This window comes from Okeania sp. SIO3B5, from assembly GCF_010692555.1.
In the GTDB taxonomy this organism is placed as follows: domain Bacteria; phylum Cyanobacteriota; class Cyanobacteriia; order Cyanobacteriales; family Microcoleaceae; genus Okeania.
Genome location: NZ_JAAHHG010000246.1, coordinates 1 through 14,183, shown reverse-complemented (window position 1 = coordinate 14,183; position 14,183 = coordinate 1). Strand labels below are relative to the sequence as shown.

The following is a 14,183-nucleotide window of genomic DNA, read 5'->3' as shown; positions in this document are numbered from 1 at the left end:
AAGCAGATACACAGTAAATCCAAGTCAAGGGCTGGAAGTAAGGCTTGAGCCGTGTGACGGGAGACTGTCACGCACGGTTCTGAGGGGAGGGGAAGGAGGCGACTTCTGAACCTTACCCGCTAACGCAAGTATGGCAGAACGAAAAAGGGTTCTAAAAATCAGGAGAAAGTCAGGAAGCAGGTAGCCAGATTTCACAATCACATTGCAAATGTGCGGAAAGATTGGCAGTTCAAACTAGCTAACCATCTTTGTAGCAAAGTGGGTATTGGGATGGTGTTTGTTGAGGATTTAAACTTGAAAGCCATGTCCAGAGGAATGCCCTTGAAAGCACACTCTGGATGCAGCTTTCGGACAGTTCCTGAACCTGCTGGAATGGGTAGCCAAGAAACATCAAATTCCTGCCTGCTCGTGTCAATCCTGATGGAACATCTCAAACTTGTCCTAAATGTGGAACACATACGGGAAAGAAAGAACTCTCGGAACGGAGACATAGATGTAGTGAATGTGGATACGAGACAGACAGAGATCATGCAGCATCAGAAGTAATCAGATTGCGTGGTCTAGAAAAATTGAGTACCCAGGGACTCTGGGGAATAGAAAACGCCTATGCAGTCGGTCTGCCGGGGACGGAGGCAACTCCGTCTAGGTCAGAGGCGAAACCTCGTAGGGAGAAAAACTAGGAATGCCAAACTGTGAGGTTTGGAAGCCCGCGCCGTACCGTCAGGTCGGCGTCGAGAGGATGTCACATTGAAATTCTATCAAAAGAGGATGTCAATTACCGAAAAGCGACGTTGAAAGCCCCCGTATTTTAACCTATGCTTTATAAACATCTTTCTTAACATAAAACGTAGACATTATAAACAAATTATGTTGAAGACTTTAAAAGCCTTTTTATAGAGAGAAAATGAATTTCAAAGTACATTGATTTTGATAAATTAAATAATTTTACTTAGATGCTATGACTATTTTTCCCTTCTCTCCTGCTCCCCTTTTCTCCCCGGCGACCTGTCCCCCTGTCTGAGGAGTTCCTTATAAGGGATAGGTGTTTTAACCGGGGGATGAAAACAAGCGAGTCGTTTAGACTAGACAACTTTAGTTGTCCTATGCTATTATCTGGATATACAAGTGTTTAGACAAAAGTAAGCAGGAAGCTAGGTTTAGACTTAAGCTGACTGTGTAGGGCTACTTTGACTTGTCCCCAAAGAATATATCTTTGGTCAGCTAAAAAGAAACGAAGCAACAAGGATTTATCCTGTTGCGTAGTATCAACTTAGAATCCCCTCGGCAACAACTGCGGGGAGTAGTCAAAATGTTCTTGCCATAACCGACAAGTATCTGTTATAGTAAATAATTGTTAAGTACTGGAGAAGTGGCTGAGTGGTCGAAAGCGGCTCACTGCTAATGAGTTGTACGGGAGAACCCCGTACCGAGGGTTCGAATCCCTCCTTCTCCGTTATCTGAAAAGGCATGAGGCAGAAGGCAGAAGAAAATTTTTATTCCTCTATAATTTATGGTGACGGATTTAATACTCAACCATATACACAGTGCTGAAAATTCTTTGGGGTTTGTAGACACTGAGTGCCGTGTCGAAGGCTATCCATAAGCAATTTTCCTTTCTGTCTTCTGCCTTCCTTAATCTAATTTTTTCATTGCCTCTACAAATCTTTGGGAAATATAAGGCAGTATCTTTTCATTCTGACTAAGATTCTTGCCTTCTGTAAATACAACTAAAAGATATGGCTTAATATTGGGTAACTCAATATAAGCAAAATTATGACGCACCTGGTTATCTGAGAATCCTTTGCCCCATACATTAGCATCTTGAGGTAGACCATCATCCAGGAACCCTATAACTTGTTCTTTACTTCTATCTCTTAATTCATCTTGGCCAGGATTTTTTTTTAACAAATTCATCATTTTCTGTGAAGCGATAGGAGATACTGCAACCCCACCCACAATACTATGGAACAAACGAGCTGTGCTATGAGTAGTCAGTATATTCCGATTTTCCATCAATAGTCCTTGAAACATCCTTTCTCGACCATAAGGACCATCACACCATGTTTTTTGATTAACATTAATGGATTTTAACTCAGGCCACTTCAGAGATTGAAAATAACGATTGACAAAGTTACGTTGATATTTCCAGGTTTGAAAAGGTCCTGATGAAATTTCAGGTCCACTGGTAGTTCCAGTTAAAACATCTACAACTAGACCAGTAGCATCGTTACTAGAATAAACAATCATATCTCGAATTGCTCTTTCTAACTCTACTGAAGTTTTGACCATTCCTTTCTCTAACCACTCATAAATAGCTATAAGATAGAATAAGTGGACCATTCCACCAGCATACATCCGTTCATCACCGCGATCGCTCCAACCACGCACCTGCTGTTGCCAAAACTCTGTGGCATTCTTAATATTTCCTGTTCTTGGTAAATCGTAGACTAACCAAGTTATGGCAATTTGCTCATAAGTTAATTCCGAAACCTCTATCTTGATGGCCTCTATAATGTCTTTACCCAGGATATTTAACTGTTCATCTCGCTTGAAAAAAGTCATATAGAAAAAGGGACGTTGCTGAATAGCGTGTATGATACTAATCTTAATTGCTTAGGAGTCAGCAGTCAGGAGGAAAGAAAGAAGAAGAAACAGGAGTAGAAGGAGATAGACAGATACATCAAGGCAGTAGGGGTGGGTTAACTTCTGACTTCTGAATTCTGACTTCTGACTTCGTTAAGGAGATGTCTAATGGTGATTCTGATAACTAAGGCTATAGTTTATATCTATAAAATATTTTAATAACTTCATAAATTACCCAGGGGAAATATCGTGATAGATCGCCAATTATCTAATGTTATCTAAATGTTGGCATTTATACCCGCGCTCTCCCGTAGGGGAGCGTCGGGATGAATGCCAATCAATGTTGCGGGTTTACACATAGTATGTTAGGATGTAAATGTTGAAAATTAAGCAGTAGATGGTTGAAAAAGCGTACAAATTTAGATTTTACCCAACTCCAGAGCAGGAAAGTCTGCTGCGGAGGACTTTGGGTTGTGTACGTCTAATCTACAACAAAGCTTTAGCAGCTAGAACCCAAGCTTGGTATGAACACCAAGAACGAGTGAGCTATAAACAAACTTCAGCTATGCTTACCTCCTGGAAAAAACAGGAAGATTTAGATTTTCTTACTGAAGTAAGCAGCGTACCATTGCAGCAAGGCTTAAGACATCTACAAGCAGCTTTCACTAACTTTTTTGGTGGACGGGCTAAATACCCCAACTTCAAGAAAAAACGCAATGGTGGTAGTGCAGAATTTACGAAAGCAGCATTTAGATGGAAAGATGGCCAAGTCTACCTAGCTAAATGTGCGGAACCATTACCTATTAGATGGAGCAGGCAACTACCCCAAAACTGTGTACCTAGTACAATTACTGTCAAACTAGAGCCTTCTGGAAGATGGTCTGTGTCTTTGAGAGTTGATGACACCAGAGATTTAAAACTTAAACCAGTTAAAAAACAAGTCGGGATTGACCTAGGAATTACCAGCCTTTTAACTACCAGCGATGGAAAAAAAGTTGCCAACCCAAAGAATCTTCAACGGTTACATAAAAAACTGAGGTTGGCTCAGAAATCCCTAGATAGAAAACCCGACAAAAAGTCTAATAACTATCACAAAGCCAGGCTTAAAGTAGCCAAGATACACTCAAAAATTAAAGACTCAAGACTTGACTATACCCACAAGCTAACAACCCAACTAATTAGAGAAAACCAAACGATAGTAGTTGAGGACTTGGCAGTAAAAAACATGGTCAAAAACCACAAATTAGCTAGAGCAATATCAGATGCCAACTGGGCAGAATTAGTCAGGCAATTAGTTTACAAAGCTGAATGGTATGGACGGGAATTAATCAAGATTGACCGATATTTTCCAAGTTCAAAACGTTGCTCTAATTGTGGTCATGTAGTTGAAAAATTACCTCTAAAGATTAGAGAGTGGGATTGTCCCGAATGTGGTAGTCACCATGATAGGGACATAAACGCAAGTGTAAATATTTTGGCTGCGGGACTCGCAGTGTCAGTCTGTGGAGCGACCGTAAGACCCGAAGAGAGTAAATCTCGGAAGGCGGGTGCTATGAAGCAGAAAGTTTCTAACAGCAATGTTAAGGAATCCCGCGCTGTACCGTCAGGTCAGCGTCGGGAGGATGTCAATGAGTATCAGTGCCAAGATAATATCAATATCTATGATTCTTCTGAATGCAATCTTTTAGCAACTCAAGCCGCAATGGGGCGAAATTTGCAAGTTATCCAGTTACAGGAAAAATTAAATAGTGCAATTTTGGTCAAGTTACAAGAAGATGACTATCAAGGGTGGTTAAAATATACAGACATTGATAAGATTCAACCAGCCAAAACTCCTTTTAAACCTCACATTTTTGGCGAGACTGAAATTAGAGAGAAATTACCAGAAATAATTGCTTTTACTTATAAAGCGATGAGCATTCCTAACTATTATCTCTGGGGAGGTACAGTGGGGCCTAATTATGATTGTTCTGGCCTTATTCAAGCTGCTTTTGTTTCTGTTGGTATCTGGTTGCCTAGAGATGCTTATCAACAAGAAGCTTTTTGTCAGAATATTTCTCTAGACAAATATCAATTAAATAATCAACTCATAGTCGGAGATTTAGTGTTTTTTGGCACTGGTGAAGAGGCAGATCATGTAGGATTATATCTGGGAGAAGGACGTTATATTCATAGTTCTGGAAAAAGTCAAGGTCGCAATGGTATTGGCATTGATGTATTGTCTGAAGTAGGGGATGAAGTTAGTCAAAGATACTATCAACAATTTCGGAGTGCAGCAAGAGTAGTTAGAACCTACATTCCGCACGACAAAACGTAGCATAAAAATATAAGTCAAAATTCAAAATTAAAAAGTCAAAAGTAAGAAGTAATAAGTCAAAAGTCAAAAGTCAAAAGTAATAAGTAATAAGTAATAAGTAATAAGTAATAAGTAATAAGTAATAAGTAATAAGTAATAAGTAATAAGTAATAAGTAATAAGTAAATTATAGTGGTCAATAGGAATCAATAATTCAGTAAATATTTATACTTAATATTTACCAATAATAGAAAATACATACTACTTTTAATGTTACGCTCTTGACGTGCGGAATGTGGGTTTTAGTTTTAGATAAAAGCTTTACTAACTGAGTCAAATGAATTGAATCAAGTTTTATCAATATATGGTGTCTTTAGTTTTGTATGGCTATCTTGAACTTTTCTTTCCCTTCTGCCTTCTGCCTTCTGCCCTCTGCCTTTCCAAATTTCTACAAACTATTCTTAATAGAATTGACAATATATTCGGGAGATTTTACAGCATCTATATCTATTATTATTGCTTCTTCTGGTTCTTCAAGATCGTTAAATTGACTTCTTAGCATTTCGACTTTCATAAAATGATTTTCTCTTTCCCTTAGTCTTTGGGCTAACAAATCAAAAGACCCTTTCAAGTAGACAAGTTTAATATTTTTTGAGTCTTTTATCAGCAGATGACGATAAGTTTTTTTCAGAGCAGAACAGGCTAATATAATATTTTTATTATTATCTAACCATTGCTCAATTGCATTTCTCATTTCTACTAACCAAGGAATTCGATCTGTATCATTTAAAGGATTACCACTACTCATTTTTTTTATATTAGCTTGGGAGTGAAAAGAATCAGCATCATAAAAGTCATAATCTAGAGATTTTGCTAATAATTTTCCAATAGTAGATTTACCAGAACCAGAAACTCCCATTATGATAATAATCACTGTATTAATTCTCAAAAGTGCTTAAGTATTAAAATGGCAATAGAAATAGAACGCAAGTTTTTAGTTAAAGGCAACGGGTGGCGTAATCAAGCTGTTGGACAAGTTTATCGTCAAGGTTATATGTCTACAGAAGATGGCATAACACTAAGGGCAAGAATTGCGGGGGACCAAGGCTATTTAACTATTAAAGGACCTTCTGTGGGTAATTCACGGTCAGAATATGAGTATTCTATTCCAGTTGAAGATGCTCAAGAGATGTTGAATACTTTGTGTAGTTCACCGTTAATTGAAAAGGTTAGATATAAGGTTTCTCATGGTAATTTTATTTGGGAAGTTGATGAGTTTGCTGGAGATAATCAAGGTTTAATTGTGGCTGAAGTTGAACTTGAGCATGAAAATCAAGAAGTTGAATTGCCAGATTGGATAGGAGAAGAAGTATCTCACGATAAGAGATATACTAATTCTAATTTATCGAAAAATCCTTTTAGTCAGTGGTGATTTGTTTTAGTAATTAATGGAGATATAGCAATCCTAAATCATTTGTAAAATCTCCTAAATTACTTAAAAAATTACTCTTGTTTTCATTTATTTTACGAATAATTTCATATTTCTATAACTACTTCAGAGACTATGGAAAATATTTTCAAATATTGCCCTATGATTAAAATTGATTTTTATGCCTGATTTACAACAGTTTACAACTTGCAAGTACAGTTTTAAATTATCTTTATTCCTTGTTTTCTATTCCCTACTTCCTTCAAATTTTTGTAAGCATTCAGCCGTCAGCTATTAGCTAGCCTCCTAGGTCGGAACTACGTTAACAGCTATTAATTTTGGAGAAGGTAAAAGCAACCTTTGAAATTGATAAAGAATAAAAATTTACTGCCAAAGTCCCATTTATAAACCTGAGAAGTAATGAATAATTATTTATTGCTGGTAACTGAATGCTAATAGCTGAATGCTTACAAATTTTTATACTTTATTAACTTGAAAATTGCTATAAATCCTTATTAATAATTTGTTAGTTCTGTAAATTTATATCATGTCTGTTGATATCGTTTGTGTAAACCCAAGCGTAAATATATACAGGAAATTTAAGTTTTTTTTCTTGCTCTTAAGCCTTCCTACCTCTTCCCTCTTCCTTACCAAAAAATGGGGTCCAAAACTTCCCCTTTTAAGGGGATGAAAAGCAGTCGAGGGATGGCGAGGAAAACTCGCCATATCCAATAGACTAAGAAAAAATCAACTTAGGTATTTCAATGTCAATGCTTTAGCTAGAGGTACTGATAACTGATAACTGAAATGACTCCTACCCTTACCAAAATACTTCCATAAGCAAACCCTAATTACATAAATTCTCGTGGATCTGTAACATATCCAGTCAGTGCTGAAGCTGCTGCCGTATAGGGAGAAGCTAAATAAACTTGTGCCTGTTTATTCCCCATTCGACCAGGAAAATTACGATTAGTTGTAGACACACAAATCTCTGGTTCATTTAATCGCCCAAATGTATCTTTTGGTCCGCCTAAACAAGCAGCACAAGAGGGAGCAGCAGGTTCAATACAACCAGCATCTAAAAATATTTCTGAGAGGGTTTTTCCATCATGTTTTAAACTAAATAAATCCTCATAAACTTTCTGGGTTGCTGGTACTAAATAGGTAGGAACTTTCACCTGATGACCTTTAATAAGTTTAGCTGCATGAAGAAAGTCAGAAGTTTTTCCACCTGTACAAGAACCAATATAAACTCGGTCAATTTTGACATCTTTACAGTTACGAGCAAGTTCTTTATTATCTGGAGAGTGGGGTTTGGCCACTACAGGTTCTAGTTTTGTTACATCGTAGGAGCGATCGCTATAAAATGTCGCATTCTCATCTGTGTGAAATGACTCAAATGTCTTATCTGTTCGACCTTGCAAATATTTAAAAGTAGTTTCATCGGCAGCGATAACTCCATTTTTACCACCTGCTTCAATGACCATATTGCAAAGAGTCATTCGTTCTTCCATTGTCATCTTTTCCACTGTCTGGCCAGCAAATTCCATTGTTCTATAGGTAGCGCCGGAAACAGAAATATCTCCAATAATTTGCAGTATTAAGTCTTTTGCTAATAAATAGTCCGGCATTTCCCCATTCAAAACAAACCGCATAGTTGCTGGAACTTTTACCAACAGTTTGCCAGTTCCTAAAATAAAGGCAGCGTCGGTATTGCCGATACCTGTGGCAAATTGTCCAAAAGCACCTGCATTACAAGTATGGGAGTCTGTGCCAAATAAAACTTCCCCTGGACGGGTGTGCCCTTCTTGGGCGAGGGCAACGTGGCAAACTCCTTTGTAGTCTGGGTTAGCTTTGAAGTCTGAGCGATCGCTAATGTCGTAAAAGTATTTGATGTTTTGTTGTTGGGCAAAGTCTCGCAAGATATCTACATTACGGTTAGCTCGTTTGTCGGCGGTGAAAATATAGTGGTCTGGGATGAGAACGATTTTTTCCCGGTCCCAAACTTGGGCTTTTTCGCCAAATTCTTTTTTAAAGATGCCAATAGTACCAGGACCACACACATCATGGGTCATTAGTACGTCTACGTTGACCCAAATATTTTCTCCTGGGGTAACGGTGGATTTTCCTGATGCTTTGGCCAGGATTTTTTCAACCATGGTCATTGCCATAAATGTTTCCTCTACTGGTGATGATTTAAGTAGTTTACAAATGTATTTTAAACAACCTAATATTGCTTCGGGCAAGTCATTTCAGTTATCAGTTGTCAGTTATCAGTTATCAGCACCTCATGGAATAGGGAGGCAAGAAAGTACTGAAGTTGATTTTTTTCCCTTAAAAGGGGAGGCTATTGACCTTACTTTTTGCTCAAGGGCGAGGAGGTAATTCTGAGAGTGCCTCAAAATGTTAGAAAGATTCTAGAAAGTCAGCAAAAAAGCAAAAAATCAAAAATTAAAAGTTACAAGATTCTACTCTTGACTTCTGATTTCAAAATTGCTTTATTTTTGTGATTTTGAAAGCTAAAGGTGATACAAAAACAATAACAATCAAATAAGTTATTTTAGCGATCGCTTAATCATTAAAATATATTAAAGGGTAGTTTTTAGGAGTTAATATAATTATGTTCAAGACATATAGCAATTCCCAAAAAGCGTTTCTGTACAAAATTATTTGGTTTTAGGAAGTAGTAATTCTGTTTCTGTAGGAATTGATAAATGAAGATGGTGTGAGTATCCCTTCTATATGTATTTAGTTACGATATGCTGTTTTTGGGTTGAATAAAAAGTCATGTATAGGGGCGAACAACTCCCAATGATTATATGGTATCACAATTTTTTTGAGGATGCAAGGGAAAAAAGCATTGGCTGTTTTTTCTGGTGCTTCACAAAATGATATCTTGATTTGTGAGGATAACATCGCGATCGCTTCTGCATGAGTCAATGTATGGATGTGTTGATGGGGTGAAAATTTTTCGGTGTCGCCAATTCTTTTTCCGAGTGCTTCACAGGATGATACCTTTCTCTACTTTGATGGTGTGAGTATCCCTTCTATATGTATTCAGTTACGATATGCTGTTTTTGGGTTGAATAAAAAGTCATGCGTAGGGGCGAGCAACACCCAATAATTACATGGTATCACGATTTTTTTGAGGATGCAAGGAGAACAACCACTGGCCGTTTTTTTAGTGCTTCACAAAATGATTTGTTGATGGGGTGGAAATTTTTCGGTGTCACCACTTCTTTGCCTGAGTGCTTCACCGGATGATACCTTTCTCTACTTTGATGGTGTGAGTATCCCTTCTATATATATTCAGTTACGATATGCTGTTTTTGGGTTGAATAAAAAGTCATGTATAGGGGCGAACAACTCCCAATGATTATATGGTATCACAATTTTTTTGAGGATGCAAGGGAAAAAAGCACTGGCTGTTTTTCTGGTGCTTCATAAAATGATATATTGATTTGTGAGGATAATATCGCGATCGCTTCTGCATGAGTTAATGTATGGATGTGCTGATGGGGTGAAAATTTTTCGGTGTCGCCACTTCTTTGTCTGAGTGCTTCACCGGATGATACCTTTCTCTACTTTGATGGTGTGAGTATCCCTTCTATATGTATTCAGTTACGATATGCTGTTTTTGGGTTGAATAAAAAGTCATGCGTAGGGGCGAACAACTCCCAATGATTATATGGTATCACAATTTTTTTGAGGATGCAACGGGAACAAGCACTGGCCGTTTTTTGGTGCTTCACAAGATGATAATTTTCTGGATTTGTGAATATTGCGTTGGCAGAGCAATTGCGGTAGCTACATCGCTTCTAGAGGTAAACGAGGATTAGATATTTCACCTCAATAGTCTATAAATGTATTAGTAATTTTAGTATTAATTACGAAGCAATGACTTTAACTAATTTAGAAATTTTTGAGCAATTAGATGAACTGGTAAAAGATTTGCTATGGATGAGTGAATCTGATTATCCTTTTGAAGTTTTTATTTGGGAATTTGGAGAGGGAATTTCATTAAATAATGAAGTTGTTTTGAAAATCACTAAACATTCTTTAGAGACTACAGTTAAAGTAATAGAATTTGAAGTTTTTTTTAGATTGGTAATTACAGCAAAAGATTGGCATAACGCACAAGAGTCTAAAGTAGTAAGGAAATATCAGAAACTTGTCAGTATGATGAAGCAATATTTGAGCGATCTAAAGGTTTATAAGGTGGGTGAGGTTAGAAAAGATGTTTATATAGTTGGTAAGACAAATACAGGAGATTATGTAGGTCTAGCTACAGTTTCTATTGAAACTTGAATTTAGAAAAAAATGATTAGAGATAGGTAGTTTCTAGGAGAAGAAGGAAGAAGGAAGAAGGAAGAAGGAAGAAGAAAGAAGGAAGAAGAAAGAAGGAAGAGGGAAGAAGGCTTAAAAGCCTGAAAAAACTTCAATTTCCTGTAGATACTCACCCTTGGGCTTACACAAACTATTGCCTTCGGAGATGATATTATCTGGGATAGTCTGAGAAAGTACATCTAAAACTTAACCCAAACTTTTTTTGATGTACATTACCTATTTAAAATGTCTACATATAATATTTTGAGAATCTTTTAGTATGGGAAAATTAATTTCAAATTCGGCAATTTTTTTTCTACAGATAAAATTTTTAACAACAGAAAAAAATGATAATTTACACCACACGAAAGAGTTGGTTAAAACATAGACTAATGATTTCCTTTAGACAGGGAAATATTTTTACCGAATAATTGAATAATTAAGGTTTAAAGCCTCTCCTTTAAAAAAGAAAAAGCGGTCGATCTTCGCAGCTTCCCGTAGGGTGGGATGGCGAGGTCTCCTAGCTGGCCGAACATCGACCAAAAGAAGAAAAAATTTTCCCTACTGCATCAATCCTCTCCTTAAAAAGAAGAGGTAATTATTAATTATTAATTATTAATTAGGGTTTGCTGAAAAAGTCTTATGGGTGAGGGTAGGAGACAGGAGACAACCCACCCCTAACCCCTCCCAGGAGGGGAAGACAGGAGAAATGGCTTGGGAGCGAGCAGGTAGGAGCTAAGTTTTGTCCCAAGATTTTTCTGCCCAACTATGCACCTAAAATACTAACTTTTTGAGCATAAAGAGCTGAAATAGGCGCACTTTTTTTGACCCAAAAAAGGCACTTGTCTTTATATGTCAATGCTTTTAGATTTAATCAGAAAACCCTAATTAATTATTAATTATTAATTATTAATTATTAATTATTAATTATTGAACACCTACTACCTTATTGCAGTCAATTTTGAACCTATTAATTTTAACTTATCTATTGGTTATCAACTCTCTTTTCAATTACATCTTGAACTTCTTTAGGAACTTTTGAAAGAAAATCATAACCAGTAGCTGCTTCAATTTTATCGACTGAAACTCGGTAAGCTTTCCAGTCACTTCTAATCCGATTTGAATTAGGCATATCCACTGTAATTACTCTAGTATTTTTATCAACTCCCCTCAAACCAGAACCAGGTTTTACCACTACTATAATTTTCCATGTACGACTAGGAATAGTTACTTTACCTTTGGCAAGAGTTGCTTTTTTTCTGTACCCTCCAGCGATAATATAAAGTTCATTTCCTTGTTGTACAAGTTCGCGAGAATATTGTTCTAATTCCCGCCAAGTTTCACGATTATTATCCGGACTCTGAGGAATTATATTTGTCATTAAAAATGTGGCTGAATTATCTTCTTCATTAGCGGTACGATCTGCTGAAGGAATTAAATGTCCTCTGTCATAACCACTATTTCGATAATCACTAGGTCTAACCTGATACCAGTCTTCAGGTAAACTATCATCAGGGCGAAAATCATCCTGTCTTTCTGCATTTCCTAACCAAGATTTATTCAGTTGCCAACTTACCCAATTTGCTGTTCCTTTATCCTGGTTATATGACAATACATATTGAGGTTTTTCTATTAAATAATTATCTGTATTTTCGATAGAAGCTGTGGCATTACTTGGGTTTCCTAGAGTTATATGAACTTTTGCAGAAGGTTTTAACAGTAGAGAACATCCACTGGCAAGTGTAAGTACAAGTATTATGATTAAAATAGTAAGTTTTTTTGGTAAAATTAGCATTTGTTTGGTCGATCTATAAAAAATTTTTTTCTGAAAGATAGACTTGAGCAGGGGAGTAAGGGAGAAGTAAATACTAAGAAAAATTGTTAATTACTTAATAATTGAAGTGTCATCTAAGTATAGCATTACTTTTGATAATTGGTATAACAGAAAATAATTCATAATTTTGTTAATCTTAAATCTCTTCAGCCATCGAAAGCAATAGTATCTTTATTAGACATCTTCTCCAAAAGAGGGAGTAGGGAGTAGGCGGAAAAAATTAATAATTTCTGCACGATAATTAATTTCATTTTTGATTATCGGAGATGTCTATCAGGAAGTATCAATTTAGGAAAACTAGGGTTTGTGACAAATCTGAAAAATCAACTCTTAAATTTTGAGAGTAGCTAAAAATTACTAAACTATAGCACTACGCATTAAGGTTACATTTCCCCATCCTGTTAGCGGAGCTTTTCCGCAGGAAGAACCCTTTGACAGTCTACTGTTCCCTGTTCCCTATTCCCTATTCCCTATTCCCTATTCCCTAGCGCCTAGCGCCATATTATTTGGAGTAATGTTATTTGCAGAATATTAATAGCAATGTTTTCCTGTACCATTCTATTACTAATTCTTCCCCACAATCTCTAACTAAATAATTAAATCCTGGTGCAGAGTTAGCTTCAATCAACCAGAGTTTATTATTTGTATCTAGTGCTATATCTAATCCCGTATATCTTAATTCACAATTTTGAAATACGGGTTTACAGAAACATTGTATTTGTTCTAAAAAATCTATATCCAATACAATCTTAGCTTTTGCTCCTTCCCAATGCAGTCTACTTAAATTTCCGACAAATTTTGCTCCAGTAATACTCTTCTCATATACACAATGTAAATTACCTTCTAGAAACAAAGCTCTAAATTCTTTCTGAATCTGAATATATTCTTGGCTAATAGCAATATAATCGTATTTGTAATTGCTTAAATCATAAATTTTATCAAGGGAATTTATGACTTGACTTCTATTATTGCACTTAAATACATTTCTTCCCTTTGAGCCTCGATTTTTCTTAAGTACAACAGGATAGTCAAAGTTTTGTTCAATATTATTTGCTATTTCTTCTACATTAGAATCTTTCACATAACTAGAATATAACTCATTACAATTAGGATTTAAGTAACCCTTAGTTTTGGGAATATTGATATAGGGTTTAAAATATTGATAAAAGTATTCTTTATCACGACATAAATGAGTAATTGATGATGAGTTGAGCGGTGCTGTCCAATTCACAAATACATGAGATTTACCTTGATTTTTGACAACTACTAAATTTCCAGATTCATGTAGAATTTCATATTCATAGCCTAGATTATTACAGGCTTTAATCAACATTGAAATGTTTTGGTTCATAATTTGTAAGAAGGAAGAAGGAAGAAGGAAGAAGGAAGAAGGCAGAAGGAAGAAGACAGAAGGGAAAATTGCTTATGGATAGTATTCGACACGCCACTTCGTGTCACAAACCCCAAACAATTTTAAACGGGTGCATCTCAATGCGTGAATAAAGCCAAAAAGTTATTGCTTTTAGGGAACACCGGAGCTGGGAACACCGGAGCTGGGAATATATAGGAAAAAAGTATTTTTGCTTGCTATGAGATACACCCTTTTAAACACCCCCGTTGATAACTTATATAGCGTTTCTCAAATTAGTGAGATAAAGTTGTTTTTCTTTTTTTCTATCCCCTGTTTCTCGAATTACCGAATAATTAAGATTTAAA

11 protein-coding genes, 1 tRNA gene and 2 pseudogenes are annotated in these 14,183 nt (G+C 36.3%); 8 read left to right on the top strand and 6 right to left on the bottom strand.

Features of this window, described 5'->3' with window-relative positions:
- Window positions 1-138 precede the first annotated feature (138 nt).
- The 3 genes and pseudogenes from F6K54_RS43870 to F6K54_RS26155 all read left to right on the top strand — a co-directional run.
- Window positions 139-300 (top strand): annotated as a pseudogene (locus tag F6K54_RS43870) (RNA-guided endonuclease TnpB family protein); the annotation flags it as partial.
- An 89-nt stretch (window positions 301-389) separates the two neighbouring features.
- Entirely contained in the window at window positions 390-680 is a 291-nt protein-coding gene (locus tag F6K54_RS26160) for a zinc ribbon domain-containing protein (RefSeq protein ID WP_366558242.1), read from the top strand.
- A 683-nt stretch (window positions 681-1,363) separates the two neighbouring features.
- Window positions 1,364-1,453: transfer RNA gene (locus F6K54_RS26155), tRNA-Ser, on the top strand.
- 179 nt (window positions 1,454-1,632) lie between these two features.
- On the opposite strand, the gene F6K54_RS26150 is transcribed toward F6K54_RS26155, so the two are convergent.
- Window positions 1,633-2,562 (bottom strand): serine hydrolase, encoded by a 930-nt coding sequence (locus F6K54_RS26150; protein ID WP_293084021.1) that lies wholly within the window; start codon window positions 2,560-2,562, stop codon window positions 1,633-1,635.
- A 418-nt stretch (window positions 2,563-2,980) separates the two neighbouring features.
- On the opposite strand from F6K54_RS26150, the pseudogene F6K54_RS26145 reads away from it, so the two are divergent.
- Window positions 2,981-4,147, top strand: a pseudogene (locus F6K54_RS26145) (RNA-guided endonuclease InsQ/TnpB family protein); the annotation flags it as partial.
- On the top strand, window positions 4,136-4,900 hold the full coding sequence (locus F6K54_RS26140) for a C40 family peptidase (protein ID WP_366558241.1): 765 nt from the start codon (window positions 4,136-4,138) through the stop codon (window positions 4,898-4,900). The pseudogene F6K54_RS26145 and the gene F6K54_RS26140, both read left to right, overlap by 12 nt.
- A 426-nt stretch (window positions 4,901-5,326) precedes the next feature.
- Here F6K54_RS26140 and F6K54_RS26135 read toward each other — a convergent pair whose 3' ends face one another.
- Window positions 5,327-5,812, bottom strand: a complete 486-nt coding sequence (locus tag F6K54_RS26135; RefSeq protein ID WP_293084018.1) for a gluconokinase — start codon at window positions 5,810-5,812, stop codon at window positions 5,327-5,329.
- 33 nt (window positions 5,813-5,845) lie between these two features.
- Between F6K54_RS26135 and F6K54_RS26130 the strand changes: the two genes are divergently transcribed.
- Window positions 5,846-6,310, top strand: coding sequence for a CYTH domain-containing protein (locus F6K54_RS26130; protein WP_293084015.1), 465 nt, complete (start codon window positions 5,846-5,848; stop codon window positions 6,308-6,310).
- A gap of 848 nt (window positions 6,311-7,158) precedes the next feature.
- Here the strand turns inward: F6K54_RS26130 and F6K54_RS26125 are convergent.
- The gene (locus F6K54_RS26125) at window positions 7,159-8,478 is read right to left on the bottom strand and encodes a 3-isopropylmalate dehydratase large subunit (protein ID WP_293084012.1); all 1,320 of its coding nucleotides are present in this window, start codon (window positions 8,476-8,478) and stop codon (window positions 7,159-7,161) included.
- On the opposite strand from F6K54_RS26125, the gene F6K54_RS26120 reads away from it, so the two are divergent.
- Window positions 8,465-8,692 carry a hypothetical protein gene (locus F6K54_RS26120; protein WP_293084010.1) on the top strand — a complete coding sequence of 76 codons (228 nt, stop codon included), beginning with the start codon at window positions 8,465-8,467 and terminating at the stop codon, window positions 8,690-8,692. The two genes, F6K54_RS26125 and F6K54_RS26120, sit on opposite strands and share 14 nt — an antisense overlap.
- A gap of 363 nt (window positions 8,693-9,055) precedes the next feature.
- Here F6K54_RS26120 and F6K54_RS26115 read toward each other — a convergent pair whose 3' ends face one another.
- Window positions 9,056-9,247: a hypothetical protein gene (locus F6K54_RS26115; protein ID WP_293084007.1), complete on the bottom strand. Its 192-nt coding sequence runs from the start codon at window positions 9,245-9,247 to the stop codon at window positions 9,056-9,058.
- A gap of 957 nt (window positions 9,248-10,204) precedes the next feature.
- Here F6K54_RS26115 and F6K54_RS26110 point away from each other — a divergent pair.
- Window positions 10,205-10,615 carry a nuclease A inhibitor family protein gene (locus F6K54_RS26110; protein ID WP_293084004.1) on the top strand — a complete coding sequence of 137 codons (411 nt, stop codon included), beginning with the start codon at window positions 10,205-10,207 and terminating at the stop codon, window positions 10,613-10,615.
- 1,003 nt (window positions 10,616-11,618) lie between these two features.
- Here the strand turns inward: F6K54_RS26110 and F6K54_RS26105 are convergent.
- Both F6K54_RS26105 and F6K54_RS26100 read right to left on the bottom strand, forming a co-directional pair.
- The gene (locus tag F6K54_RS26105; RefSeq protein ID WP_293084001.1) at window positions 11,619-12,428 is read right to left on the bottom strand and encodes a DNA/RNA non-specific endonuclease; all 810 of its coding nucleotides are present in this window, start codon (window positions 12,426-12,428) and stop codon (window positions 11,619-11,621) included.
- A gap of 556 nt (window positions 12,429-12,984) precedes the next feature.
- Entirely contained in the window at window positions 12,985-13,818 is an 834-nt protein-coding gene (locus tag F6K54_RS26100) for a RimK family alpha-L-glutamate ligase (protein WP_293083998.1), read from the bottom strand.
- Window positions 13,819-14,183 lie beyond the last annotated feature (365 nt).

Coding starts and splice junctions, on each gene's coding strand:
- F6K54_RS26150 (WP_293084021.1), bottom strand. CDS start 2,562: ATGACTTTTTTCAAGCGAGATGAACAGTTAAATATCCTGGGTAAAGAC.
- F6K54_RS26140 (WP_366558241.1), top strand. CDS start 4,136: ATGAAGCAGAAAGTTTCTAACAGCAATGTTAAGGAATCCCGCGCTGTA.
- F6K54_RS26130 (WP_293084015.1), top strand. CDS start 5,846: ATGGCAATAGAAATAGAACGCAAGTTTTTAGTTAAAGGCAACGGGTGG.
- F6K54_RS26120 (WP_293084010.1), top strand. CDS start 8,465: ATGGTCATTGCCATAAATGTTTCCTCTACTGGTGATGATTTAAGTAGT.
- F6K54_RS26125 (WP_293084012.1), bottom strand. CDS start 8,478: ATGGCAATGACCATGGTTGAAAAAATCCTGGCCAAAGCATCAGGAAAA.
- F6K54_RS26110 (WP_293084004.1), top strand. CDS start 10,205: ATGACTTTAACTAATTTAGAAATTTTTGAGCAATTAGATGAACTGGTA.
- F6K54_RS26105 (WP_293084001.1), bottom strand. CDS start 12,428: ATGCTAATTTTACCAAAAAAACTTACTATTTTAATCATAATACTTGTA.
- F6K54_RS26100 (WP_293083998.1), bottom strand. CDS start 13,818: ATGAACCAAAACATTTCAATGTTGATTAAAGCCTGTAATAATCTAGGC.